Raw genomic sequence first — 26,312 nt, 5'->3', positions numbered from 1 at the left:
TCTCGGTGATTTAATCCATATATTTAAGAAAATATAGCGCAACCTGTAACATCATTATTTAATTATCATAATCGTTACCTTAATATTCCCTCTTTCACTCAAGAAAAATAAAAAAACCTTTAATAATAATCAGTTAATCAACCCTAAATAATCCGCTAGATAGACACCCAATTTCTGATAATATAAAATGTATATCAATTTTATATCTTTATTTTTAGCCTTAAAGCCTATTTACGGATAAGCCAACTTACCCATAGATAATCTTGCCTAGCGGAATGATCGTCGTGAATAAAGCATTCTTACGAAGTGGTAAATTAGAAAATTACCTCCCTATGGGAGAAAATGGACAGGCTGTTTATATCTCGGCACTGCAACTACGTGAAACTCTACGTTTAAGAGGAAAGGCACATATTTCTCAATGCCTTGCTATTCCTCAGCCCAATGAAACAGGCGAGCGTATTGACTGGTATTCACCGATTGACGGCTCTGTTATTCCTTGGTCTGCGGCTTCAGAAGAAGAGCGCACTGCCGCTTATGCTCTACTGAAAAAGAATCAAGATGATTTAATCGCCTTTAGTGAACAAGAACAGCAAAGAGCTGGAAATAAAGAAAGCCAGCTTTTTGGCGCCCTGCTCAGTAAAACTATCCAATTTCCTGACGAAAACCATATTTTTATTGTTGATGGACAACCGATTATTACCTTTTGGGGGTTTGTCAGCGCCAATCAGCAACTTAGAGTTGATCCTGTTGCTTGCTTAAAGCCAGCGGTTGCGCCAATCGCACCAACATCACCAGCGGTTCCACCAGCCCAAGAAAATATCATCATTACTGACACTAAGCGTCCTTGGTGGCGTTTTTTATGGTGGCTGTTACCTTTATTATTACTTCTACTCGCTATTTTCTTCTTAAGAGGCTGTTTTTCAACGCCAGCGTTACCTACGGTCGATATTAAAACGCCAGATATTGAAGCGCCTAAATTGCCAGAACCTACGCTTGAAAAACCGAAAATCCCCACAGTGGTAACTAACGGTCACACCGTCGGTGTGCCAACAGGCACTGTTCACACTGGAACATTAGGCACTGTAGATACGAATGGAAATGTGATTAATGGCACTGACGGTAACGGTGCAGTGGTTGATCCTAATACGGGTTTACCTGTGGTTGATCCTCAAACAGACAATAACCAAGGTGCCTTACCTGAAGGAACATTGCCCGAAGATGCACAACAACCGAATGTACCACCCGTTGATCCTGCGGCACAAAATGAGCAACCGAAAACAGATAACAACCCAAATACAGGAAATGAGAGCAACACGCCTAACCCTCCTGTTGATCCCAATGCTCCACCCGATGTTACACCGCCTACGACAGTTGATAACACAACACCACTGACCATTCCTGCGAATGCATTAGCGAATGGCTCAACCCAATTCCTAAATGGCCAATGGAAAGCAGGGGCGGGGATCCAAGATCAAAAAACAGGTAAGCCACTGAGCCTAAATTACCAACTCGATAATGGCAAAGGACAAGTCGTAATGACTCGCAGTGATGGCGTGACCTGCAAAGCACCTGTCAACGCAGCCGTTAATCAAGGCGGATTAAATATTAATAACCAAGGTCAGGCTCTGTGTAGTGATGGCTCAAACTATTTGATGCCAAACATTATTTGCCAGCCAGGAAGCCAAAATATTGCTGATTGCCAAGGAAAATATGAGAACAGTCAGCCATTCCCATTATCAATGAAGCGGGAGAATAACTAATTCATGTTAGCGCCACTGACCGATTATAAAGATAAAATTACCCTTATCCGAGACAGTAATATTCAGTTTCTGGATTTCGGTTTTAAGCTACCACAGCGCAAAGAGTACGGTGAGTTTGTTAAAAAAGGCGAAAACGGCCCGTTAATGCGACTCATCTATAATGAACGAGATGATAACTATCTTTATCCTGCACCTAAAAATCAGCCTCAAACACCGAGAGAAGCTGAATTTAGTTTCTCCCTTGAAGAGTCATTAACACTATTAAATGACACATGGCTACCAGTGCCATTTTTCCGTTTTAATCCACCACGCGCATTCTCTCAAGGCCCTGATAACTGGGTAAGAATGATGTTCCATCAACTGCCAGAGCCCGATGAAGATGGACATACACACCGTGTTGTTGTGGCATTTGATACCCGTATTGAGCCTAATCGCGCCAATACTGCTTATCTTGCACCAAACGAAGAAGATGTTCGCTCTGGTGTTGCTTTTGCGCTGGCCTATTTAGGTTATGAAGTTGAGAACTTCCTTGAAACACCGTGGATTGATGGTTGGTTAAAGGAAGTCTTTAGCGAAAGAGCGCTGGCTGTCACCAAAATGTACCATGATGAACTTGAAGAGGCGCTCAAAGAGTTTCAACATCAAGCACATTACCTCAATTTACTCAATATATTAGGTGAGAAACTACACTTACCTGAAATCAAAATTAACGAAACTAAACCACAAGAGCCTGCGATTGAAGTTGATCTTATTCTTGATGTGGGTAACTCACGCACTTGTGGGATCTTAATTGAAGATCATATCAATGATAACAAAGGGTTAACGCAACTCTATGAAATGACACTGCGTGATCTAAGCCATCCTTATCAAATCTATAATGAGCCATTTGAAAGCCGTGTTGAATTTGCGCAAGCTGAATTTGGTAAACAAGATTTTTCAGTTAATAGCGGTCGCAACAATGCCTTTATGTGGCCCACCATTGGTCGCGTTGGCCCAGAAGCCAATCGTATGGCAGCGCAACGCTTAGGAACTGAAGGTTCAACAGGTATTTCAAGCCCTAAACGCTATTTATGGGACGACTCGCCTTATTCGCCGGGTTGGCGCTTTAGTCGTTCTTTTGGTCAAACAGACAGAGAGCCACTGGCGACTGCTGTGCCGATGACTTATCTTCTAAACGATCACGGTGAACCGTTATTCCGTTTAGAGCCTGATGATCGCATGCCTGTATTTACGCCAAACTATACTCGCAGTTCATTAATGACCATGATGTTAACCGAAGTGTTAGCGCAGGCATTAACACAAATGAACAGCCCAGCTCAACGCCTTAAAATGAGTCACGCAAGTGCGCCTCGTCAATTGCGCAATATCATTTTGACTATTCCACCTGCAATGCCAAAACCAGAGCGCGCTATTTTTGAGACGTGCATGGAAAACGCATTAGGGCTAATTTGGAAAGCCATGAATTGGGACCCGACTGACGAAAAATTGCGTTTTGACGGTAAAGATGAACAATGTCGTATACCGATGCCAAACATCCATGTGAAATGGGATGAAGCCACTTGTGGCCAGTTAGTTTATCTCTACAACGAAACTCAAATTAAATTTGGTGAGCGTACTGAAGCCTTTTTTGCCAGCCAAGTGCGTGAAGATAACCGCACATTAACGGGTGATAGTACATTAAAGATTGCCTCAATTGATATTGGCGGCGGAACAACCGATCTCGTTATCACACGCTATAAATTGGATACGGGTACAGGTAGCAACGTCAAAATTATTCCAACACAGTTATTCCGTGAAGGATTCAAAATTGCAGGTGATGATATTTTATTAGATATCATCCAAATTTGTGTGTTGCCTGCATTACGCACAGCATTAACGGATGCGGGTATTTCTGATGCTGATGCTCTGATGTCTTCTCTTTTTGGCAGTGAAGGTTTAGATGCAGGGCAACAAGTGTTGCGCCAACAGCTTACCCTACAAATCTTTAATCCGATTGGGTTAAAGATTTTAAGCCAATACGAAAACTACGATCCCTTAGTTCCTCATGAAGGCATTAACAGTACTTTTGGTGAATTACTTAACGTTCTACCGACAGAACATGTACGTCGTTATATTGATGACGCAACCAATAAAGAGCTTGGTGGTGGCGACAGTTTCTCCATTTTAAATGTGCCTGTACAAATTAACTTTGCGCAATTGCACGCTGAATTTATTTCAGGTGAACGTATTAATATCACACGTAGTTTAAAAGCACTGTGTGAAGTACTTTATTACTACTCCTGTGATGTTTTACTGCTGACAGGTCGCCCTTCTCGTTTACCGGGAATTCAAGCGCTATTAAAAGTATTACAGCCTGTACCGCCTTCTCGTATTCTGCCATTACACGGCTACAAAACAGGGGGTTGGTATCCATTCAACAAAAAAGGCCGTATTGACGATCCAAAATCAACAGCGGCAGTCGGTGCAATGTTGTGTTTAATGGCTGAAAATGCACGTTTACTCAACTTCTACTTCTCGACAGGTAACTTTAAAACTTACTCAACAGTACGTTATTTAGGGATGTTGGATAACAACAACACTATTTCCGATAATGACGTTTACTACCGTGATATTCAGGATAAATTTGAGCCTGATCCTGATACCTATTTTGAAGTCAGAGGCGGAATACGCTTAGGTTTCCGTCAATTGGATAATGCCCGTTGGCCTGCGTCTCCACTTTATACCTTACGCATTAAAAATCCGAAATTGGCACAGCAACTTAGCCAAGAAGACAGCGTATTGCATATCAAGTTGGGAGAAGAAAGAGGTGCCTCTGGCCATAATGATGACAATAAATCTGAAAAATTACGTATTGAAGAGATGGAGCTTATTAATGGCAAAGGTGGCGTTAATAAGAACGGTTTAAGCTTCAAACTCAATACGTTAGCAGATAGTGGTATTGGTGAAACATCCTATTGGCTGGATAGCGGGAGTGTATTAGGTAAATGAATATGATGGATGAAAAACAGTTAACAGCCAAATGGGATGCCATTTATCAAGGCGCAGGTAAAGCCATTGATTGGGTAACGGCCGTAAGAGGTAATGCACCTCGTTTAAATACCGAAGCCGATAGCCTTATCTATCGTCTGCGCCGTAGCCGTAATATGGCGAAAAATCTCAGTTTAGCGACACAACGACCAATGTCTGTGGGCTTTTTTGGTCTGTCTCAGGCAGGAAAATCGTACCTGATTTCAGCACTTGCCGCAGGACAAGAAGGCCGATTAAGAACGAGCATGTCAGGTAAAACCCTTGATTTTATCGACCACATCAACCCACCAGGTGGCGGTAAAGAAGCCACAGGTTTAGTGACTCGCTTTAGTCGCAATGCCACAAAAGGTACGCAAGAGTTTCCTGTCGAGCTACATCTTTTCAGCGAAATTGAGATTGTTAAAATTCTCGCCAATGCTTATCTGTATGACTTTAATCAGGAAAAAATTGAATTTGAATTAGATGATGAGAAAATTTCTCGTTTAATCAATTCATTAAGCACACAACGCAGTGCGACACCTGTTGCGGGTATTACTCATGATGATGTTGTTTCATTATGGGATTATCTGCAACGCCATGCGGAAAAAAGCCAGAAAAAACTGGCGACAACCTATTGGCCTAAAGCGATTGAATTAGCGCCTTATCTCAGCATTGCGCAACGCGCTAAACTCTTTTCTGTTTTATGGGGCGATATTGCAGAGCTGACATCCGCTTATCAACGTTTTAGCACCACACTGGCTTCTTTAGGTAATGCATCTCTTGTTTTGGCTCCGCTCTCTTCTTTAGTCAAAGAACAAGACGGCGTGTTAGTACAAGCAGACAGTATTATGAATGTGGATATGTTAGAGCGTCTCAATACTGCCAATGATAGCCAGATCAGCATTTGTCCTGTTCATGGCGATCGTATTGATGCCCCTGTCACATTGTCATTAGCCGAATTAACTGCACTGACGGTTGAATTAGTCGTCCCATTATTAGATGCACCGAGTAAGGCTCTATTTGAACACGTTGAACTGCTTGATTTTCCGGGCTATCGCGGTCGTTTAGGCGTTGAAACTATGGCGGATGTACGTCGTCAGGTCAACGATGACAGCGCTAATCCTCTGGCACAGCTTATTCTTCGGGGTAAAGTTGCCTATCTGTTTGAACGTTATACCGATAACCAAGAGATGAATGTACTTGTGGTATGTACCGCATCAAACAAGCAATCAGACGTAAAAGAAGTCGGTGCAGTTCTCACAGAGTGGATCAATAACACGCAAGGTAAAGATGCATTAACACGCGCTAAACGCCCTTCTGGTTTAATTTGGGCAATGACCATGTTTGATATGCGTATTACCAACTCATTAACCCTGAATGAAGCGTTATTGCGTCAATCATGGGGTAAAGGTGGCATGATCAAAATGGCCATGTTAGAGCGCTTTGGTCAATATGAATGGATGTCATCAGATTGGATCAATGGTGAAGCCTTCAATAACACCTTCTTAGTGCGTAAACCAGGTGTACCTACCCCATTTATTCAAATCAGTAATGGCAAAGAGACTGTCTTAAACGAGGGCAGTGTTTCACAATTACATCTGATGAAAAAAACCTTTGCTGAAGACGAAACTGTCCAACGCTATATTCGTGAGCCAGACCAAGCATGGGATGCTATGTTGTCGCTTAACGATGGCGGTATGCAACGCCTTGCCGACTACCTTGAAACCGTTGCGTTAAAATCACTGAAACTTGAACGTATTAGTGAGCAATTGCAAGAAATTCAACGTGATTTAATCGGTCATCATCTTGAAAAATGGTATCAATCAGGCGGTGAAGAAGAGCTCCAAGTCAAACGCCGTAACGCAGCCACTATTTTACGCTTTATGCAAAGTCGCCCTTATTTGCAAGGTGCTTTACTGGATTACCTGTTGCCTTCTCGCAAATCACTCTACGATCTATATATGCAAGAAAAAGAGGTTATCGATACGCTTTCAGATAACAAAAAAGCGACTCAAGCGCCAGTTTCTGCCTTTGCAGCTATAGAGCAACCGACTTTTGATCTCTTTAGCGATGCCCCGATTTCTCTAGAGCCTGAAGAAGATGAAGCCCCTAAAGGTCACGGCAATGAGGTTACCTATCCTAAAAAAGTGATGGCATTATGGATAAATCATCTGCGTAGCCTGCCTGATAACAGTACCTTGTTAACCTATTTAGGCATTGACCAAGAAATTATGGTGTTGCTAGTTGATGAGCTTATCACGGCTATTAATCGCCTAGGTGTTGAACAACGCATGTTGAAAACCCTTGCAGGGACAGAAGCCATTGCCCGTCGTGATGACTTAGCCGAACAGCAGTCATCTCGTGTTTATAATGTGCTGGGTGATTTTATTACTTGGTTTAATTTCAAAGATAACGGTGTTGAGAAGCCAGATAGCAAAATCAATGTCGGTCATAAAATCTTTGAAAAACCCGATAACACTAGCGTGCAATGGGGTGAGGATGAGCGCTTAGTTCGCTTACCTACCAACCCTGTTAACTACACCCTTTTATTTGTAATTGATTGGCTTATCGCTTTATCAGCGATTATTACTGAGAATGCGGGGCATTCTGCGGGAAGAGAGATCAGTGCTGAACAAAACGCACTATTAGGCCAAATAATTCAAACCATGAAATCATCCGTCGTGGAGTCATAATTCGTGTTTAATCCAGAATTAAAACCCGTACAACCTGCTCGTCCTGGCTTTGCGGTATTAAGTATTCGTAATTGGGAAGGTGACGCTTCCCCTGTTTATTTAAGCATTCAGCGTAACCAAGATCGCTATTTCTTAAATGATAAAGGGGAATGGGTAGGTAATGCCTTTTTCCACCAGCTTTCACTTGAAGATGCTGATGACGGTTATCAAATCGTTCTTGATAAAACGTTGGTTGATCCCCTCGTTAGCAACTTACAAATGGCGTATCAATTTACGTTGAAAGACGATAATGAAACACAAGATATCGGGCGATTACGTATTCGTGATGGCGTATTAGCCTCACAAGCGCAAGGTCAAAGTGAAGCATTAAAATCAACGGCAACATTAGATAATCAGCCTGTTCCACCGGCTCCTATTGTTGAAGAAGCGCCACAGGAGCCAGAGCCAGAACCTATCAAAATTGGATCTGAAGAACCAGAGCCAATTATCCCTGAAATCAAAGTAGATGAACCGCCACAGCGCCCAATACCACCCGCGCCGAAAAAATCAAAAATTGGCTTAATTTTAGCCATTATCTTGATTTTAATTTTAGCAGGTGTCTTAACATGGTTCTTCTTACTAAGAGGTAATCCTGCTGGCGAGCCTGCGCCACAGCCGACACCAGAACCCACAACCCCAAGTGTGTGTAGTGTTGAAAATATGAAATCTGGTACTGCATTAGCCTTTGTACAAAGCTGCATACAGAGCCAACCAGATAGCAAAACTATCCTTGCAACGATTGAACAAGCAAAACAGAACAATCAATGTGATGTTGCTCAACGTTTATATGCTTATAAAGCACAATCAGGTGATGTTGATATCGCACTGAATTACGCTCGTGAATACGATCCAGAAACCGCATCAGCACAAGGTTGCTTTAGTGCAGACAAAGAAACCGCCATTTATTGGTACGAAGCGGTTCTAAATCATGACTCACAAAACAGCGACGCAAAAGCGCGTCTTGAAGCTTTGAAAAAATAGGAAAGTCGCATGAAAAAGGCGCATTGGCTTACTCTTATTCTCAGCGGTTTAATTCTAACAGCACCAACAAGTGCTGAAGAGAAAAAGCCGCTATTACAAGAGGGTAAAAAAACCCTCTATCAACGTGTATTAACTTATCCAGGTTGCCAAGTTGCTGACAAGATTGGCGCAACAGGGAAAGAGCAACCTGCATTTAGCCGTTTTTATGTTTATCAGCGTCAAAAACAAGGCGCCAATGAGTGGCTACAAGTTGGCCCTGATAGCTTAGGTCATATTAGCGGTTGGATGAATGCAAGTTGTACATCAGAGTGGAAAATGCAGTTAACTCTCGCATTTACTAACCCTGCGGGTCGTAACCCAATGCTGTTTTTCAAAGATAAGCAAACGGTTGAAAGCTTACTTGAAAGTCCAACCCCTGAAAAACAGTACAAGCCCTTTTTAGCAGATATCAAAAACCAAAAAGTGAATCAGGCTGTTTTAGCAAAAGAGCCTGATTATATGATTGATCAGAAAAGTAATTTCTATCTACTGCCTGTATTAGGCTCAGATGAAGTCTTTACTGATGCTGGCTATAAAGTGCGAGTGCTCAATGTGGCTTCTGTCTCTTCACAAACCAAAGACAGCAAAGACGCACAGAATGCGAATGCTACTGCAAACAGTGCAAAACCAACAACACCTAACAGCAAAGATGCTGACAATATGATGCAAGGTTTTTCTGCCGCAGTAGTGTTTGTTATCGACTCAACAATATCAATGGATCCTTACATTGATAGAACCAAAGAAGCGATTCAAAAGGTTTACGCACAAGTCGAAAAAGACAACATGTTGGATAAGGTCAAATTTGGTTTAGTGGCATTTCGCTCTAATATCAAAGCCGTTCCTGCATTGGAATACGACAGCAAAATGTTTGTTAATCCCAATGATGTCAAAGATGGCCCTGACTTCCTCAATAAAGTAAAAGAATTACGCCAAGCGAAAGTCTCAAGTAGCCGTTTTGATGAAGATGCTTATGCGGGTGTAATGCAAGCCCTTGATGATATTGATTGGACACGCTTTGGTGCGCGTTACGTTATTTTAATCACCGATGCAGGCGCATTAACGGGAGATGATCCTCTTTCATCAACTAAGCTCGATGCTGAACAAATTCGCCAAGAAGCCGCTTATCGCGGTGTTGCACTTTATACACTGCATTTAAAAACGCCATCAGGTGCAAAAAATCACGCTTCTGCACAAGCACAATATGAGGCGCTAACGCTCAATCCTTTCTTACACAAATCGCTTTACTACCCGATTAATTCAGGGGATATCAATAGCTTTGGTCGGATGGTCGATAGCCTAGCAACCGCTGTAACCACTCAAATTCAAACGGCTTATCGTGGTGAAGCGGCTGTGGGTAGCGCACTAAATGCTGATCCTGCTTATAGCAAAGACAAAGAAACAAACACCTTACTTAACGATGCGCACGATTTAGGGTATGCCATGCGTTTAGCCTATTTAGGTGAAAAACAAGGCACTAAAGCACCACCTGTGTTTAAAGCATGGATAAGCGACCGTGATTTATTGCAGCAAAATATCCCAACCACAGAAGTACAGGTCTTATTGACTAAAAGTGAGTTGAGTGATTTAAGCGATGTCATGAAAAAAATCGTTAATGCTGCTAATGAAGGTTTGATCTCTCCAGACAATATGTTTGCGGATTTGCGTTCGATTGCCGCCACAATGGGTAACGATCCAAATCAAATCAAACAAGGTTCAGCAACCAAATTAGGCGAAATGGGCTTACTCGGTGAATACATCGAAAACCTCCCTTACTTAAGTGAGGTGCTTGGTTTAGATGAAGAAACGTGGAAAAGCTGGGATGGCCTTGAGCAAGAGAAATTTATCCGCCGACTCAATACGAAGTTGCAATATTATCAACGCTATAACGAAGATGTTGATCGTTGGATATCCCTTGCACCACAAAGCGATCCTCGCGATCACGTTTATCCTGTTCCACTGGAAAACCTGCCTTAATGATCCAGATTGAAGGCATGGCAATTACGCGTGGTGATGCGCAACACGGCTTTCGTGTTGCGCTTCCTTCATTGACCCTTGAGAAAGGGGAAATCGGCGCGCTAACTGGCTTAAGCGGTTGCGGTAAAAGCACCTTATTGGAAATGTTCGGGCTGATTTTACGTCCCGATGAATTAACCCATTTTCAACTCGGTGATGATTTAATTATCACGCAAGCGGTGTTGAATAATGAACAAGCGCAACTCTCATCATTACGTGCTGAGAAATTGGGTTTTATGCTCCAAAGTGGCGGGTTACTTCCCTTTTTAACCGTCATGCAAAATATCCAATTACCTCGTAAAATGTTGGGATTAACACTGCACTCTTCTTGGCTTGATCACGCTATTGATCATTTGCAATTACGCCCCTTGCTTAATCGCCTTCCTCGCCAGCTCTCCATTGGTGAACGTCAACGCGCTGCGTTTATTCGCGCAATCGCCCATGAGCCAGCTTTATTACTTGCCGATGAGCCAACGGCCGCTCTCGATCCCCATAATGCACAAGCGTTGTATGCATTGATTGTGGAGATGGTAAAACAACTCGATATCTCTGCGCTGGTTGTTAGTCACGATTGGTCTTTAGTCGAGCGTTTTGGCTTCAGCCACTATCACGCACAACTAGAAGGAGGCGGTAGTGTCTTTATCAAACAATAGCGCCAATCCTAATCGCCTTGGCTTACTCAGTTCACTCGCTTGGCGAGACTTAATTTATGATCGCAAAGTCGCTCTCTGTATTGTGTTCTCTTTAGTCTCAGTTATTGCACCACTGTTACTGCTATTTGGACTAAAAAACGGCATTGTGACGCAGCTTCACAACCAACTGCTAAATGATCCTCGTAACCTTGAAATACGTATGTTAGGCAATGGTAATTATCCACAAAGTTGGTTTAATGAGATTGCACACAAAGAAGAGGTTCGTTTTGTTATCCCATTAACTCGTAGCTTAAACACACAAGCCGATATTGTGATTGATGGGCAACATTTTATTGATAATGCGGAAATTATTCCGACAGCAGAAAACGATCCGTTATTAGAAGGTGTGGCTATTCCCAAAAATGCAGACACCTTAGTACTTTCGTCCAATGCCGCTCAAAAACTACAAGCAAATGTCGGCGATAGTGTGCGCTTATTTATCAGCCGTAAACTTAATGGCGTTAATGAGCGCGCCAAACGCACCTTTACTGTTGGCGCCATTATCAGCGATAGCAAATTTCCAAGAGCGGCCGCTTTTGTTTCTCTTGATGTTTTAGTGGCAATGGAAGATTACCGAGATGGTTATCAAACGCCGCTTTTTGGCATAACACAAGGCACTGAAGCGAAACCAAGAACTCAATTTGCTAAAGCTCGCCTTTATGCAAAAAATTTAGATGCCATTGCACCACTAGATGATTGGTTTAGACAACAACACATTGATGTGATGACACAAAAAAGCCAAATAGAGTCTGTAAAAGCCATCAGCTACGTTCTTAACGTTATTTTTTCCGTGATTGCTTGGGTATCACTATTAGGCTGTATTGCCTCATTAATTGGCGCCTTCCTTGCCAATATTGATCGCAAACGTAAAGACATGGCAGTACTACGCCTATTGGGTTTTCGTCAATTTGCAGTTTCTTTATATATTGTGTTGCAAGCGCTGTTATTAACGAGTGTTGCCTTTATTTTAGCCCTTGGGCTTTATGGTATCGGTAGCACCTTATTTACCACATTATTAGGCACACATTTACCTGAACAATCCTTTGTCTGTCAGTTAACATTCTGGGATTTATTGATTGCCATGTGCAGTGCCTTACTTGTGGCTTTAGTGGTGGCAAGTATTGGTGCATTACGTGCCGTTTCGATTGAACCTGCGGAGAGCTTACGTGAAATTTAATTTATCACTTCTAACTTTATCATTCGCGCTGTTATCTAGCAGTTTTACCGCATCTGCCAAATGGGATGATAAATTCGTTAACCCAAAAGCTTTGCCTGATGATGTGATCTTGCCTTTTCCTTGTGAAGGTTCAATGGTCTTTCGCCAAGTCACTATTCCATTAAGCCAACCGCTACAAGACTACAGTGTGACATTAGGGCAAGAAGGCGATGAATGGGGTTATTTGGAACAATCACGAGCAGAACATATTGCGGGTAGCTTTCCATTAAAAGGTAAAGAGAAAGGCCGTTACTACCTTATGGCAAAATACCCCGTTACCGATCTGCAATATAACGCCATGCAGAGCGTGATTAACGGTAAAGAGTGCCCTGTTGCGTCAAATAAATTACGTTTACCAAAAGTGAATATCAGTTGGTATGAAGCAATGCAATTTGCAGACCAATATAACCAATGGTTAAGAAGCAAACATCCCGAAGCACTACCTGTTGAAGATGGCGCAAAAGGTTTTGCAAGATTACCGACAGAAACGGAGTGGGAATTTGCGGCGCGTGGTGGCTTAAAAGTGTCTGCCTCAGAATTTCGTGATATGCGCTTCCCGATGCCAGAAGGCACCAAAAACTATATTTGGTCTGCGGGCAGTCAATCTGCGAATGGCTCTTTACAGTTAACCGGTTTGTTATCGCCTAATCCACTAGGCTTACATGACATGCTCGGTAATGTCGCTGAAATGATGTTTGAACCCTTTAGATTAAACAAACTCGACCGCTTACATGGGCAAGCTGGTGGCTTTATTGTGCGTGGTGGTAGTTATCTCACCCCAGAAAGCGATATGCGCAGTTCATGGCGTCAAGAAGAGCCTTATTACACCAATACCGGTGCAAATAAAAACAAATACACAGGCTTTCGTTTAGCGATTGTCGCGCCAGCATTGACATCGAGAGACAAAATCAAAGAGATCGAAAAAGAGTGGCAACAACTGGGCAATGAGAAGCCCGCTAACGATAAATCAAAAACCAATAGCGATAACTCGATTAATAGCCTAAATACGCTCTCAACCCAGGTGCAAGATGAAGCACTGAAAAAACAGTTAGCTGAATTGAAAAATACATTACGCGCAAATGCCCAACTGCGTGATGAGCAACGAGATCAAGCTATCCGCACATCACTGCAATTGGGTGCATTTTTATGTACCAAATTAAAAGATGATGGCGAGTTCTACGACAGATTAATTGCATTACATGAAAAAAATTGTCCTGCGGGCACAAAAGATGCCACTTGCGAACGACGCCAAGAGCAAGTTAACGAACATAAGAAAACCCTCGACTTTGTCGTGAGTTATTACGCAGACACATTAGTGGATATGGCAACAACTTATGATGCCTCTTTGGTGAAACCACAAATTGACGTTGTACGCCAATTGATGGAAGCCAGAGGAAAATCAAATTTAAATACGTACCTTTCAACGTATATGCAGGGACTCCAAGGATATTGGGCTAACGGTAAAGTTTCACGGAACGAATGGCTTGAAGCGTGCAAAAAACAATAACAGAGACTTGGGATAATAGGTGTGGTATGAACAAACAACTTATGGCAGTACTTGGCATTAGTGCTGTGCTTGCCCTATCAGGATGTCAAAGTAATAGCGGTACTGACCCTCGTTTGAAAAATAACAGTGATATGGAGTTTTTCAGCAAATCAGGCATTACGGCTTGTGCGGGTGGTGCGGCGATTGGTGCATTAGGCTGTTTAGTCTCAAACTCCAGCAATAAAGGCGCATGTATGCTTATTGCTGCAGTTGCGGGTTGTGGTGTCGGTATTGGTGCAAATGCCTATTTAGACAATAAACGCCAAAACTATGCGACGAAAGAAGAGATGCTCAATTCAATGATTGCTGATATTCGAAATGAAAATCAGCGTTTACAGAGTGCCTCTAACACAGCGAAAGCGGTTATTGCTGATGATAAAAAAGCCATTGCAAAAATTCAGCAAGAAATGAAACAACAACGTTTAAATAAAGAAGCTGCAGAGAAACAACTGAAAGGTATTGATGCCAATATTGCAGCACTGCGTTCTCGTTTAGCAGATATGAAAAAACGTGAAGGTGAGTGGCGAGATATTGCAGCGCAGAGTCGTCAAGATGGCTTAAAAACAGCACAACTTGATAAACAAATCGATGGGATGAAGAAGCAAGTGACCTCTTTACAAGAAGAACTTGATAGTCTTTATACTCAACGGACAGCAATAAAGCTTAGTTAACGTTAAAAAGGATGATAATGAAATTTTTACCTCTTTCCCTTGTTGGCATGACCTTACTATTAAGCGGTTGTGTCACCAATCCCGCTGATTGTGATCCAACAACGGGTGATGTCAGTATAATTACTAAGTTTAACTGTAATTATTCAGGGACTTACGACAATCGTGTCGAGCAAAAAAAAGCTATTCTCGCTAATGAGAAAGCATTAAATACAGAGTTTAAAGCCGTTCTTGCTGCCATTGAGAAAGAAAAGCAACAAACCAATGCCTCTCTCAAAAGTCAGCAAGCTAGCCAACAAGCATTAAACCAATCAATGAATAATCTGTTAAATCAAATTCGCCAAAAAACGAAAGGGCAAAATGATATTCAAAAACAGATCAATGAAATTGACAAACAAATGAAAGCGGCACAAAACAACCCATCAAAATCAGTGATGGAAAAACAACTTGAATTAGAGAACTTACAAAATCAAGTCATTAACCTACAAAGTGATTTAGGTCTTAAATAAGCCTAAAAAGGCTCTCTATTATTATTTAGAGAGCCTTTTTATTTAATTCCATTCTTATTTTTTATTTATTTTCATAGTGATTTATATTATCAAAATATTATTTATATAATCTTAATAACAACTAATAGACCTCTTTAATAAAACAACCGCATTTAAGCTAACGTGTTATTTTTTATTCCATTTGAAATGGACTCATCATTATAATTCCATCGCTTAATAATACATTCTTATTATTTAAATTATGGGATATAACTAATGAAAACAAAATTACTATCAACTTTATTTATTACTGGTTTATTGGCTACATCTTCGGCTTATGCTCAAAATGAGATTAAATTAGATAAAACAACACTTTCAGCGGGTTACGCACAACTTAAAATGGAAGGCCAAAACCCTATGCATGGTGGTTCTCTCTCTTTACGCCAAGAGCTGAATCAGCAGGTTGGTATTTTAGCCACCGCAACTTATGCACAAAATGAATATGACTTAGATAAGCCAGTTAAAAAAGTACTGCGTGATATTAATGCCCGCTATTATTCTGTTATGGCTGGCCCTACATTACGTTTAAATGATTTTTTCAGTGTCTATGGTGTTGCAGGTATTAGCCAAATACAATTTAAGAATATCGCTGATAAAGATATCGCACAAAACAAAATCAAGAAGAATGCCTTTAGTTGGGGTGCGGGTATCATTATTAATCCTACTGAAATGCTATCTATGTCTGTGGGTTATGAGAATAGCCGCTATAAAATGAATGAATTAAGCAGTAACCGTTTAGTCATGGATGGTTTTATTGCCAATATTGGTTATCGCTTTTAATTAAATTATTATGACTTAATAAAAACACTTAAAAACAAAAAGCCTCTGCTTTATAAAAACAGAGGCAAATTAACGCAAAAAAGACCCACACTAGGGAATAACACAGACACCGATTGTCTAAACAACTTTCTAAATCATTTTATTAAATCTTGATAAGTGCCTAGCTGATAACCTCGTTCCTCAATCGCTTGTTTTAACGTGATATCTGTTAATACTTCAAGCTCCGTTAAGCGCTGAAAGCAATAACCACTTGCACGTAACGAATTATCAATAAAAGCAGGATGTGTCATCACTTCAAGAGAGTGCTCACGACGTGCTTTTGATTCATCAAGCACCTTTAAAAATAAAGCCTGTGTGATTTCATCACCATAAAACTGGCTATCGAAACCCTCACTACTGATCACACCTTGAGTATCAATGCCCTCTTTTTGCGCTAAAGGTCTATCAACGCGCATTGGTAACGATTTTTCTTTGGCAAATTCCGCCACAATAGGAAAAATTTGCTTGAACATATGCACATGATGATGGCTATCAATATGGTCTGGTTCACAACCAAAGATCTCAATAAAACGCTGATATTGAGCGCTAAGCTCAACACGTATTTCATCAAGTGGCAAATTGCCCTCTTCTGCCATTTGCCAGACCCATTTCCCTAGCACACCTTCACGCGTTAAAGAAGATAAAGGAGACAGCGGTTTACCCATCGTCAACGTAAAATGAAGCCCAACACCTAATCCAGGCAACTCATGACGCAATTGTGCTGCATGTTTAATTCCTTCAGCATTGACAAGTGCCGTTGTTGAGCTAACCACGCCATGACGAAAACACTCTGCAATACCGTAGTTTTGACCTTTACTTAGCCCGAAATCATCCGCATTCACAATTAATAAACCAGCCATTCTGTCTCCTTATTACTTATTTTTATCTACTGACAATTAATGAGAGGCTTTTTCTAACTCAGCAATTGCTTTGGCAAAATTAGGTAGATGTGCTTTATGTGCTAATAACATTTCACGCGTAAGTACTTCTGCATCTTTATCTGAAAGTACTAACGGTGTTAAGTTCATCGCTAATAAAGCATCATTTAATTCGCCACTAATAGCCGCTTTGCTGGCCGCGATTTCAAAGGCTTTGATGGTATGAATTAATCCCATCACTTTTTCATCAAAATGTGTTAAACGAGGATGAGGTTTAGCGCCATCACGCCCTAAAATAGCAGTCACTTCAATTGACCAATCTGCTGGAATATTATCGATATGACCATGATGTGGAATATTCACATAATGCTCAGCTTGTTTATCATTATAAATAGCATTAATCACTTCACAGGCTGCATCAGAATAATAAGCACCACCACGTAATTCCAACTCTTTCGGTTTGATATTTAAATCAGGATCTTTATACAATTCAAACAACTGTTTTTCGACTTTTTGTACTACTTTAGCGCGAGCACCGCCTTTATAGTATTCGCCCATTTCAATAGCTAACATCTCTTTTTGCTTGAAGTAATACAGCAAATAAGAGCACGGCAGCATATTAAGAGAGCGGATCAAGCCTTCACTAAATGGTAGATCAAAAATATTTTTCACAGAGCCCGCGGTTAATGTTCCTGAAGCCACGCCATCTAATAATTCAGGGAAGCGAGACTGACCATTTACAATAACGTCTTTAATAAACACCATATGATTTAAGCCAAATAAATCAATGGAGAGTTCATCTTTATCCGTCAGGTTAAGAACATCTGTAATAAACATCTTCATACCGATTGGAATATTACAAACCCCAATAAACTTCTTAAAATTGGTATGGCGATAAACGGCTTCTGTCACCATGCCAGCTGGATTCGTAAAGTTGATGATCCACGCATTAGGGCAAATCTCTTCAACATCCTTAATAATATCGAAAATAACAGGGATAGTGCGTAAACCTTTAAATAGCCCACCAGCACCATTGGTTTCTTGCCCTAAATAACCATGACTTAAAGGAATTGATTCATCAAGCTCTCTTGCTTTCAATTGACCAACACGCAATTGTGTCGTGACAAAATCAGCGTCTTTTAATGCTTCACGGCGATTAAGTGTTTTATAAATGGTTAAAGGAATATCCGCCTTTTTTACCATGCGTTGGCAAAGCTCAAAAATAATATCAAGCTTCTCTTGCCCTTCTTCAACATCCACTAACCATAATTCAGTGATGGGTAGTTCATGATAACGCTTAATAAAACCTTCTAGTAATTCAGGCGTATAGCTGCTTCCACCACCAATGGTAACTACTTTTAATTTATGACTCATAAAATACTCCCATACAGCGTAATAGTGCTGTTATTTGTGTATTAATGGCGAAATTAAGGCGTAAAGAGCCATGAAGAAAATAAGCTTATTTTCTTCTTTCTCTCTATTTTCGATAAAATTAATCTTTATTGTTGATTAATTTCTTACGCTTAATAATGAATTAGTTTGTTTCTTTAATGCTGTATAAATTTTTTCGATAACTATTTGGAGTCAGCGAAGTTATTTTCTTAAATGTCTTAATAAATAAACTTGGGCTGCTGTAACCTGCATCAAAAGCAATATCTGTTATCGAATAGTTTGTAATTTCCAATTGTTTTTTCGCAAAATTAATTCGAATATCATGAATAATTTGCATGGGTGTTTTATCGTAATAACGCCGAGTTGCTCGGGTTAAATATTCTTGTGATTTCCCTGATAACATCACCATATTCGCCAATGCATTTTCACCAAATTTTTGTTTGTCATGCATCTCGCTTACAGTGTCTTTCAGCCATAAGGGAATATCGTCTTGTGTTCTATTTTCTCGATGGTGTCGTAATCTATTCACCACATTAAAGGTGATAATTTCAATAAACTCATTAAATTCGGTATGGCGGAAATTCAGTGATCCAACAACCGATTCAATATAGGAAAGAAACTCATTTTTTAATTCATAAACTTGTGAGGCAACAAAATAAGAAGGCAGTAACGAGAGATAATGTTTATCAAAAAAGGCTTTGCTAATACCCACATTGAGAATACGAGTTGCACCAAATTCATAAAAACTTTGATGATGAGAACCAATGGGAATAAAAACAAAATCACCACGTTCGAGTAAAATCTTTTTACCATTTATCTCTTGATAATAGCGCCCTGTTAATACAATGGTGAATTCATAATAGTCATGCTGATGCAATCCACTAACACTTTCTGTTTTATTATAAATAAAGACATGAAAGTTTTTGCCATTAAATAGCTGATCTTCATAGACCATGCGTATTTCGCTTTGCGCTCTCAATGACTCCACCACGGTATTCATCTTATTTTATCTTCTCATGTAACTCGATTAATTCTGTCACCAACTCTCTGGCTAACATTGATGTCATTAAATGATCTTGCGCGTGAACTAATACCAAACTGACTTTCGTTTTTCCTACACCTTGGTCATCACCAATTAAACGAGTCTGTATTTTATGTGCTTCATTTAATGCTTCGCGAGATTGTTCCATTAATTTTCTCGCGCCATCAAAATCACCTTCTTTGGCTTTTTTTAACGCGCCATAAGCCACACTACGAGCTTGGCCTGAGTTAATGATAAGCCCCATAATGATCTCTTCAAATTCATCATCGGTTGCACTGCTATCAACAGCATTTTCAATATCTAACATCATATTTCCTCTTTGACACTGCAAGTGCAGAGAAGCCTCTGCACTTGTGTTTTCTATCACTTAAAATTTCAACGCATTGGCAATATCTTCTTCACTTTCTTCTTTTTCAATTTCAGTTTGCGCTTTATTTGAAATAATCACGAAAGGCAGATAAATCAGTGTGGCAACACCCAAGTTAAACAGTGCTAATAACAGTGCCGCAATACTACCGTTGGTATTAAAGAAAGCACCTAGTCCGGTTGGCATTGTCCACGGCGCAATATTTGTCACTGGTGGGATTATCCCTAAGTAATAAGCCGTCACCGTAATCGCAGCAAGAATAGGCTGAATAAGAATAAATGGAATAAACATCACTGGGTTCATAATCACAGGCAGACCAAAAATAATCGGTTCGTTAATTTGGAATAAACCTGCTGGTAATGCCAGTTTTGCCACTTGGCGATGATCGGCACGACGAGATGCGATAAAGATAGCCAGAATAAGTCCCAGTGTTGCCCCTGTACCGCCTAAGAAGATAAAGGAGTCTAACATTGGTTTTGCCCAGAGGTGGAACGTCTTACCCGCTGCCAGTGCCGCTTCCACTGAACCGTATTCGGTGTAAATTGACACGTTCTCTAACGCCCAAGGCGTCATAATGCCACTATCAAGTGCAGCAAGAGCGAGTGATCCATGAATACCAAAGAACCACAGTAGAGAAGTGAAGATAACATAAGCCCAACCAACCACAGATCCCATTGATGCTAATGGTGTGGAGATAGAATCTAAAATAATTTGATGGAAGTTCGTTTCATACGTTGCTAATCCCCACGAAACAATCCCCATGACTGATAAAATAATAAAGCCTGGAATTAATGCAGAGAATGAACGTGAAACAGATGCGGGTACGCTATCTGGTAAACGGATTACCCAGTTACGACGCACAATAAAGGTAAACATTTCAGCCACAACAAGACCAATAATGATACCTGAAATGATATTTGCCCCGCCTAACCAATTAGCGCCGACTGCATAAGCACCACCTGCGTTATAAGGTGTTACTGTCATAAAGGCTGCAATGGAAAGTAAACCTGCTGCAATCGGGTCAACTTTACGCTCTTCTGCTAATGCCATTCCGATAAAGAACGGTGCCATCAACGACATTATACCCAATGTACCATTATAGACATTTCCCCCGATGGCTTTAAAACCATTGAGCGTTTCTATTGTTGATGCATCAAGGCGGATACCTAAAGAATAAAAGAAGGAGCCATCACCAAAACTAAGAAAAACGTTATTGATAAGTACAAACATTGCCCCTGCAAGGGTTAATGGCATTAAACGAATAAAGCCATTTTTAATCGCATTAACGTGAGGTTGCTTTCCAATTTTAACCGCAAAAGGAAGGAGTACCTTTTCAAGTGAACCAATAAACTTACTCATAGAAAAATACCCTTAAAATGCCGCTAATTGCTCGGCTTGCTGAAAAATTCGCTCTTTGACTGGAATAGAAATAATAAAAAAATAAAAAATAGAATTAATTTGTTGTTGCAGATGCTTTTTTAATAGAGGCGACAGCGGCTTTTAACACACCTAAGCCATCTACTTTTCCGTATAACAAAGAATCGATCACTTCGACCGGTTTATTAGGGAGTAATTTTTGGATATCAGGCAACATCCAGCTAATTTGTGGACCCAGTAAAATCAGATCCGCATCCTGTCCTTTTTGTGCTGCTAAGGTTTCAGGAAATGCTTCAATGACCACAGGCACCTCATATTTTTCTGCTTGTGCTCGCATTTTGGTCACGAGAAGAGATGTTGACATGCCAGCAGAACAAAATAAGTAAATATATTTCTTTTGCATAAAACCCTCTTGAGTTGGCAACGATTTACCCTAGAGATAACAAGGCTTTCTCTTGTGCATTCATTACTGTGTCAGTACAGAAACCGAAGTAAGATTAAAATAAGGATTGTTTCTGCTTGAATGAAGTATACGCAATGATACTGGTTAACGATATTTCTTATAGGTTCAGAATTGTCTCTCCTTGACCTACTCTTTTGACACTCTTCACAAATTGAGCAAATAATCTTAAGAGTTCTTTCACGTCACGAAATTTGTCTTTCTGATTAACACTTATGACTACTCGCAAAATTTCGCCATTTTAGTCAAGTTAATTCTTTATTATTATGAGAATGTGAATTAGTATCATTACTCTTTATATTTTTGATGGTATTATCGTCTTCTTTGTGGATCGATATTTAGGCCACTGCTGTAAAGATCCGTGTTATTTCGTGTTGCAACAATATGGGAAAGAGAATGTTTAAAAAGTCATTAAGCCCACTGTTCTTACTGCTTTCTTCACTTGTTATCGCAGGTTGTGATAACGCTCAAGACACATCAACAACACAATCAGCAGAGAAACAAACTCTCACGATTGAACATTTCCAAGGGACAACTGAAATCCCTGCACACCCACAAAAAGTGGTTGTGATGAATATGGAAACCCTCGATATTATTGATGCATTAGGTGTTTCTATTGTTGGTCTTCCACAAACGAATGTTCATTTACCAAAATTCTTAGAGAAGTACACCAATCCGAACGATTACATCAATGAAGGTGCCTTATTTGAACCAAACTATGAAAAGCTCAGCACAACAGCGCCTGATTTAATTTTAAGTGGTAGCCGTGCGCGTGATGCTTATCCTAAATTAAGTGAAATTGCACCTGCGATTTCAATGGATATCGATCCTAAGCGTTTTATTGAAAGCCTTGCTGAACGCACAACCACATTAGGTCAAATTTTTGGTAAAGAAGAGCAAGCTAAAAAATTATTGGCTGATTTCAATAGCAAAATTGCTACCGTAAAATCAAAAACCCCAGATGCGGGTAAAGCAATGGTGGTTTTAGTCAGTGGCGGTAAAATTTCAGCTTATGGGCCAGGCTCTCGCTTTGGCTTTATCTATGATGTATTAGGTTTTGAACCCGCTTATGTTTTTGATAGCCCAGGTTCACACGGCAACATCGTTAACTCTGAATTACTGTTAAAACTTAACCCAGATTGGCTGTTTGTCATTGACCGTGATGCAGCAATTGGTCGTGAAGATTCACAACCTGCTCAACAAGTTCTCGATAACGCACTGGTAAGAAAAGTAAACGCTTGGAACAAAGACCAAGTTATCTATCTTGATTCAAGCTCTATTTACATTTCAGGCGGGATCCAAACTTACTCTCGCTTAATGGATACCATTAATCAGGCGTTGGATCAGAAAAAATAAAATAATCGAATGAAAACGTTCCATTTATCATTGGGGATAGGGATTGTTGCTATCCTCTCAATGATCAGTCTATTTGTCGGCGCAGGAGATATTACTCCTGCTTCGCTTTTTTCTGATCCCGATATGCGCGATATCTTCTTTATCAGCCGTGTGCCAAGAACCCTATCATTATTACTCGCTGGTGGTGCCATTAGTGTTGCAGGTTTAATCATGCAACTACTCACTCAAAACCGCTTCGTTGAACCTTCTCTTGCAGGAACAACACAATCTGCAAGTCTTGGCTTATTAGTTGTCATGTTGGTCTTTCCAGCCGCTGGCATCTTTACCAAAATGATGGTTGCAACTGTTTTTGCCCTTCTTGGTACTTTGTTATTTATGTTGCTTTTGCAAAGGATCACCTTAAAAACAACACTAATAGTACCTTTAGTGGGCATTATGCTCAGTGCAGTTATTGGCGCACTCACCATCTTCTTAGCGGTATATTTCGATTTACTGCAATCATTAGATGCATGGACAAGTGGCGATTTCTCAAGTGTGTTACAAGGCCGTTATGAGCTGTTATGGCTTGTCGGTGCGCTAGCAATCATGGCGTGTTGGGTAGCTGATAGCTTTACTGTTGCCGGAATGGGGCGTGAATTTTCCATTAACGTGGGACTCAATTACCGCAAAGTGATGATCATTGGGTTATCCATTATTGCACTGATTAGTGGTGTTGTGGTTTCCGTTGTCGGCGCATTACCTTTCCTCGGCTTAATTGTGCCCAATCTGGTGAGCTTAGTAATGGGCGATAACATCCGCAAAACCATTCCTTGGGTTTGCTTGAGTGGTGGTGCAATTGTTTTACTGTGTGATGTGATTGGTCGCCTTATTCGCTACCCATTTGAAATTCCTGCCAGCGTTATTTTAGGCGCAGTGGGTGCCGTTATTTTCCTTTTCTTAATATTAAAGCAGCAACGTTATGCAAAAAGTTAATTCATCCATAATTAGCAAATGTACTGGCGCTGTCGAACATAAGAAAACGCGCCTCTCACCTATGTCTCGTATTTGGTTATTATTAGGGGCATCGTTATTATCCATTGTGTTATTTATGACGATAAACCTAAACGGCAATATCTCTTATATTCTGACTCACCGTGCTTATATTGTACTTACAATGATTGTGGTAGCGTTTGCCGCTGGTGTTTCCACGATATTGTTTCAAACCATCGCGAATAACCGTATTTTGACACCCTCACTTATGGGGTTAGAAGCCCTGTTTGTATTACTACAAACTGTGTTTATTTTCTTTGAAGGGGATATGCCTGCCTCGTGGATGTTGAACCTATCAAAGTTCTTCTTAGAATCGACATTGCTGGTGCTATTTTCTGTTGTGCTCTATCGTTGGTTGTTTAGTTCGGTACGCTTTAACATTAACTTAGTCCTGATGATCGGGATTATTTTAGGCACTTTATTTCGTAGTTCAGCTACGCTATTACAACGTTTGATGGACCCCAATGAGTTTTCCGTCTTACAAAGTCGTATGTTTGCCACTTTCACCCGTGCAACGCCTGATCTTATCTTTTGTGCCTTAGCCATGATTGTGGTTGTCGGTGTTTTACTTTGGCGTATGCGTTATAGCTTTGATGTCATGGCATTAGGACAAGCCAATGCCATTAACCTCGGTATTAATTACCGCAAACAAACCACTTATATTCTGTTACTGATTTCTATTCTAGTGGCTGTATCAACGGCGTTAGTGGGTCCGTTAACCTTCTTAGGGTTAATTGTCGCTAACCTCGCTTATCATATCAGTGGCAGTAGCCAGCACCGTTTCTTGATGCCCGTAGCCTTCCTACTGGGCACTATTGCCTTAATCGGTGGGCAACTGGTTTTAGAATATGGCTTAAAAATGACAGGAACACTTTCTGTTGTGATTGAGTTTGTTGGTGGGATGTTCTTTATCTATTTGGTGTTAAGAAGACTTTAATATGATTGAAATCAGCAAAATATCAAAACGTTATCAAGACACGACCGTTCTCGATAATATTACAACAACAATTCAACGTGGCGGTATTACTTCGATCATAGGCCCTAATGGCGCGGGTAAATCCACACTACTTTCTGTTATTGGACGTCTATTACTTCCTGAAAGTGGCATGGTGAGCGTTAATGGTATGGATGTTGCTGCAACTGATAGCGATGTTCTTGCTAGAAATCTTTCAATACTGCGCCAAGAAAACCAGTTTGTTAGCCGTTTAACCGTAGAAGAATTAGTTGGCTTTGGTCGCTATCCTTACAGCAAAGGTCGTTTAACGCTCGATGATAAAAAAGTTATTGATGAGTCATTAGACTTTTTAAATTTGACTGAATTTCGTCATCGTTATCTAGATGAATTATCGGGTGGGCAACGTCAACGTACCTATGTTGCGATGGTGCTATGCCAAGACACAGAATATGTCATGCTTGATGAACCACTGAATAATCTTGATATGAAGCATGCGGTAATCATGATGAAACTTCTGCGAAAAGCAGCAGATGAATTAGGAAAAACCATTATTATCGTTATTCATGATATCAATTTTGCTTCTGTTTATTCTGACTATATTTTAGCCATGCGTAACGGACAACTGTATTATCACGGTTCACCAAAAGAGATCATGAAAGCAGAGATTATCGAAGATATTTTCGATACACCCGTTGACGTTAAAGAGCTAGATAATAAGCTAATTGCTATGTATTACTAATTCCATTTAGCCCTATTATCTTCAATAAAAAGCATGTTGTTCTTTTCATTAACAACATGCTTTTTTATTGCCTTTTCCCTTGCTGAAGTAACTCTGAATCAATATCTTCAAAGATAGATTGCCATTCGTTATCATCAATATCCATTAATCCAAAAGAGCGCAGTAAAAAAGTGCCTTCTGTCGCTAAAAATGCCAATCTTGCCCGTTTTCCAGCTTCTGTTGTCATATCTACACCTGCTAATCGTTGCTGATACCACTCTTTTGTACTTTGTAGATATTCAGGCGTTTGCAGCAATGCTGCCATCAAACTCGCTCCTTTAGCAAAAGAGACTTTGTCATGATTATGAGTGGCATGAATATGTGCAGTGACTCGATTTTCAGGTGAGTTATCGTTTTCAACGATTTTTTTAAATTGCGTTTCATAACTGCCTTCCCAGTGCTCAAACATCGCATCAATCATTGCTTCTTTGCTACTAAAACAGTATTGAACGCCCCCTTTTGAGATCCCCATTTTTTTTGCAACAGTATCAATCGTTAATGCTGCCGCTCCTTGCTCCATGACAATGTCGAAGATAGCTTCTAACAGTTTTTCTCTATCAATGGTTCTTTGACGTCCCATAAAAAAAACCTCTTTTCAATACGTTCGTATGGATTTATATTATAGCCGCTAGTAAAAATAATACACATAAAAATAACT

General features: G+C 40.4%; 22 protein-coding genes. 15 read left to right on the top strand and 7 right to left on the bottom strand.

The genetic code is table 11. The features are described from left to right. Positions 1-284: 284 nt before the first annotated feature. The 11 genes from JEP71_RS11760 to JEP71_RS11710 all read left to right on the top strand — a co-directional run bounded on the left by JEP71_RS11760 (position 285) and on the right by JEP71_RS11710 (position 15,981). Positions 285-1,760: an SrfA family protein gene (locus tag JEP71_RS11760; RefSeq protein ID WP_198626281.1), complete on the top strand. Its 1,476-nt coding sequence runs from the start codon at positions 285-287 to the stop codon at positions 1,758-1,760. A gap of 3 nt (positions 1,761-1,763) precedes the next feature. Next, positions 1,764-4,748, top strand: a complete 2,985-nt coding sequence (locus tag JEP71_RS11755) for a virulence factor SrfB (protein WP_198626280.1) — start codon at positions 1,764-1,766, stop codon at positions 4,746-4,748. A 2-nt stretch (positions 4,749-4,750) separates the two neighbouring features. After that, on the top strand, positions 4,751-7,459 hold the full coding sequence (locus JEP71_RS11750; RefSeq protein ID WP_232797606.1) for a putative virulence factor: 2,709 nt from the start codon (positions 4,751-4,753) through the stop codon (positions 7,457-7,459). Between the two features lie 3 nt (positions 7,460-7,462). Then, complete coding sequence (locus tag JEP71_RS11745) at positions 7,463-8,479, top strand: hypothetical protein (protein ID WP_196533924.1); 1,017 nt, start codon at positions 7,463-7,465, stop codon at positions 8,477-8,479. A gap of 9 nt (positions 8,480-8,488) precedes the next feature. Then, entirely contained in the window at positions 8,489-10,492 is a 2,004-nt protein-coding gene (locus JEP71_RS11740) for a vWA domain-containing protein (protein WP_198626278.1), read from the top strand. After that, on the top strand, positions 10,492-11,184 hold the full coding sequence (locus JEP71_RS11735) for an ABC transporter ATP-binding protein (RefSeq protein ID WP_232797605.1): 693 nt from the start codon (positions 10,492-10,494) through the stop codon (positions 11,182-11,184). Before JEP71_RS11740 ends, JEP71_RS11735 begins: the two co-directional genes overlap by 1 nt. After that, positions 11,165-12,400 (top strand): ABC transporter permease, encoded by a 1,236-nt coding sequence (locus JEP71_RS11730; protein ID WP_198626277.1) that lies wholly within the window; start codon positions 11,165-11,167, stop codon positions 12,398-12,400. The genes JEP71_RS11735 and JEP71_RS11730 overlap by 20 nt, the downstream gene beginning before the upstream one ends. Beyond that, complete coding sequence (locus JEP71_RS11725; protein WP_198620114.1) at positions 12,390-13,946, top strand: formylglycine-generating enzyme family protein; 1,557 nt, start codon at positions 12,390-12,392, stop codon at positions 13,944-13,946. Before JEP71_RS11730 ends, JEP71_RS11725 begins: the two co-directional genes overlap by 11 nt. 26 nt (positions 13,947-13,972) lie before the next feature. Then, on the top strand, positions 13,973-14,656 hold the full coding sequence (locus JEP71_RS11720; RefSeq protein ID WP_109373735.1) for a hypothetical protein: 684 nt from the start codon (positions 13,973-13,975) through the stop codon (positions 14,654-14,656). A gap of 17 nt (positions 14,657-14,673) precedes the next feature. Beyond that, the gene (locus JEP71_RS11715; RefSeq protein ID WP_232797604.1) at positions 14,674-15,162 is read left to right on the top strand and encodes a hypothetical protein; all 489 of its coding nucleotides are present in this window, start codon (positions 14,674-14,676) and stop codon (positions 15,160-15,162) included. Between the two features lie 255 nt (positions 15,163-15,417). Further along, positions 15,418-15,981 (top strand): Ail/Lom family outer membrane beta-barrel protein, encoded by a 564-nt coding sequence (locus JEP71_RS11710; protein ID WP_198620115.1) that lies wholly within the window; start codon positions 15,418-15,420, stop codon positions 15,979-15,981. Between the two features lie 134 nt (positions 15,982-16,115). On the opposite strand, the gene chbG is transcribed toward JEP71_RS11710, so the two are convergent. The 6 genes from chbG to JEP71_RS11680 all read right to left on the bottom strand — a co-directional run bounded on the left by chbG (position 16,116) and on the right by JEP71_RS11680 (position 21,479). Then, entirely contained in the window at positions 16,116-16,880 is a 765-nt protein-coding gene (chbG, locus tag JEP71_RS11705; protein WP_198620116.1) for a chitin disaccharide deacetylase, read from the bottom strand. Positions 16,881-16,916: 36 nt separating this feature from the next. Beyond that, positions 16,917-18,272 (bottom strand): 6-phospho-beta-glucosidase, encoded by a 1,356-nt coding sequence (locus JEP71_RS11700; RefSeq protein WP_198620117.1) that lies wholly within the window; start codon positions 18,270-18,272, stop codon positions 16,917-16,919. 160 nt (positions 18,273-18,432) lie between these two features. Further along, the gene (gene chbR / locus JEP71_RS11695; RefSeq protein ID WP_198620118.1) at positions 18,433-19,290 is read right to left on the bottom strand and encodes a transcriptional regulator ChbR; all 858 of its coding nucleotides are present in this window, start codon (positions 19,288-19,290) and stop codon (positions 18,433-18,435) included. 1 nt (position 19,291) lies between these two features. Next, the gene (gene chbA / locus JEP71_RS11690; protein WP_088494268.1) at positions 19,292-19,639 is read right to left on the bottom strand and encodes a PTS N,N'-diacetylchitobiose transporter subunit IIA; all 348 of its coding nucleotides are present in this window, start codon (positions 19,637-19,639) and stop codon (positions 19,292-19,294) included. Between the two features lie 60 nt (positions 19,640-19,699). Then, positions 19,700-21,058, bottom strand: a complete 1,359-nt coding sequence (gene chbC, locus JEP71_RS11685; RefSeq protein ID WP_023583173.1) for a PTS N,N'-diacetylchitobiose transporter subunit IIC — start codon at positions 21,056-21,058, stop codon at positions 19,700-19,702. A 94-nt stretch (positions 21,059-21,152) separates the two neighbouring features. Further along, entirely contained in the window at positions 21,153-21,479 is a 327-nt protein-coding gene (locus tag JEP71_RS11680; protein ID WP_069369489.1) for a PTS sugar transporter subunit IIB, read from the bottom strand. Positions 21,480-21,932: 453 nt separating this feature from the next. Here JEP71_RS11680 and JEP71_RS11675 point away from each other — a divergent pair, with 453 nt between their 5' ends. The 4 genes from JEP71_RS11675 to JEP71_RS11660 are packed head-to-tail and all read left to right on the top strand — an operon-like array spanning position 21,933 to position 25,615. After that, positions 21,933-22,892 (top strand): siderophore ABC transporter substrate-binding protein, encoded by a 960-nt coding sequence (locus JEP71_RS11675; protein ID WP_198620120.1) that lies wholly within the window; start codon positions 21,933-21,935, stop codon positions 22,890-22,892. A gap of 9 nt (positions 22,893-22,901) precedes the next feature. Next, entirely contained in the window at positions 22,902-23,864 is a 963-nt protein-coding gene (locus JEP71_RS11670) for an ABC transporter permease (RefSeq protein ID WP_198626276.1), read from the top strand. Continuing rightward, positions 23,851-24,858: an iron chelate uptake ABC transporter family permease subunit gene (locus tag JEP71_RS11665; RefSeq protein ID WP_198626275.1), complete on the top strand. Its 1,008-nt coding sequence runs from the start codon at positions 23,851-23,853 to the stop codon at positions 24,856-24,858. Before JEP71_RS11670 ends, JEP71_RS11665 begins: the two co-directional genes overlap by 14 nt. Position 24,859: 1 nt before the next feature. Continuing rightward, positions 24,860-25,615 carry an iron ABC transporter ATP-binding protein gene (locus JEP71_RS11660; protein WP_196533912.1) on the top strand — a complete coding sequence of 252 codons (756 nt, stop codon included), beginning with the start codon at positions 24,860-24,862 and terminating at the stop codon, positions 25,613-25,615. Positions 25,616-25,679: 64 nt separating this feature from the next. Here the strand turns inward: JEP71_RS11660 and JEP71_RS11655 are convergent, their stop codons facing one another. Beyond that, entirely contained in the window at positions 25,680-26,234 is a 555-nt protein-coding gene (locus tag JEP71_RS11655; protein WP_198626274.1) for a TetR/AcrR family transcriptional regulator, read from the bottom strand. Between the last annotated feature and the right edge of the window lie 78 nt (positions 26,235-26,312).

The sequence above is a fragment of the Proteus sp. PR00224 genome (assembly GCF_016238105.1).
Lineage (GTDB): Bacteria > Pseudomonadota > Gammaproteobacteria > Enterobacterales > Enterobacteriaceae > Proteus.
Note: the sequence above shows the minus strand (reverse complement) of the source record. Positions and strands in the feature narration are given on the sequence as shown.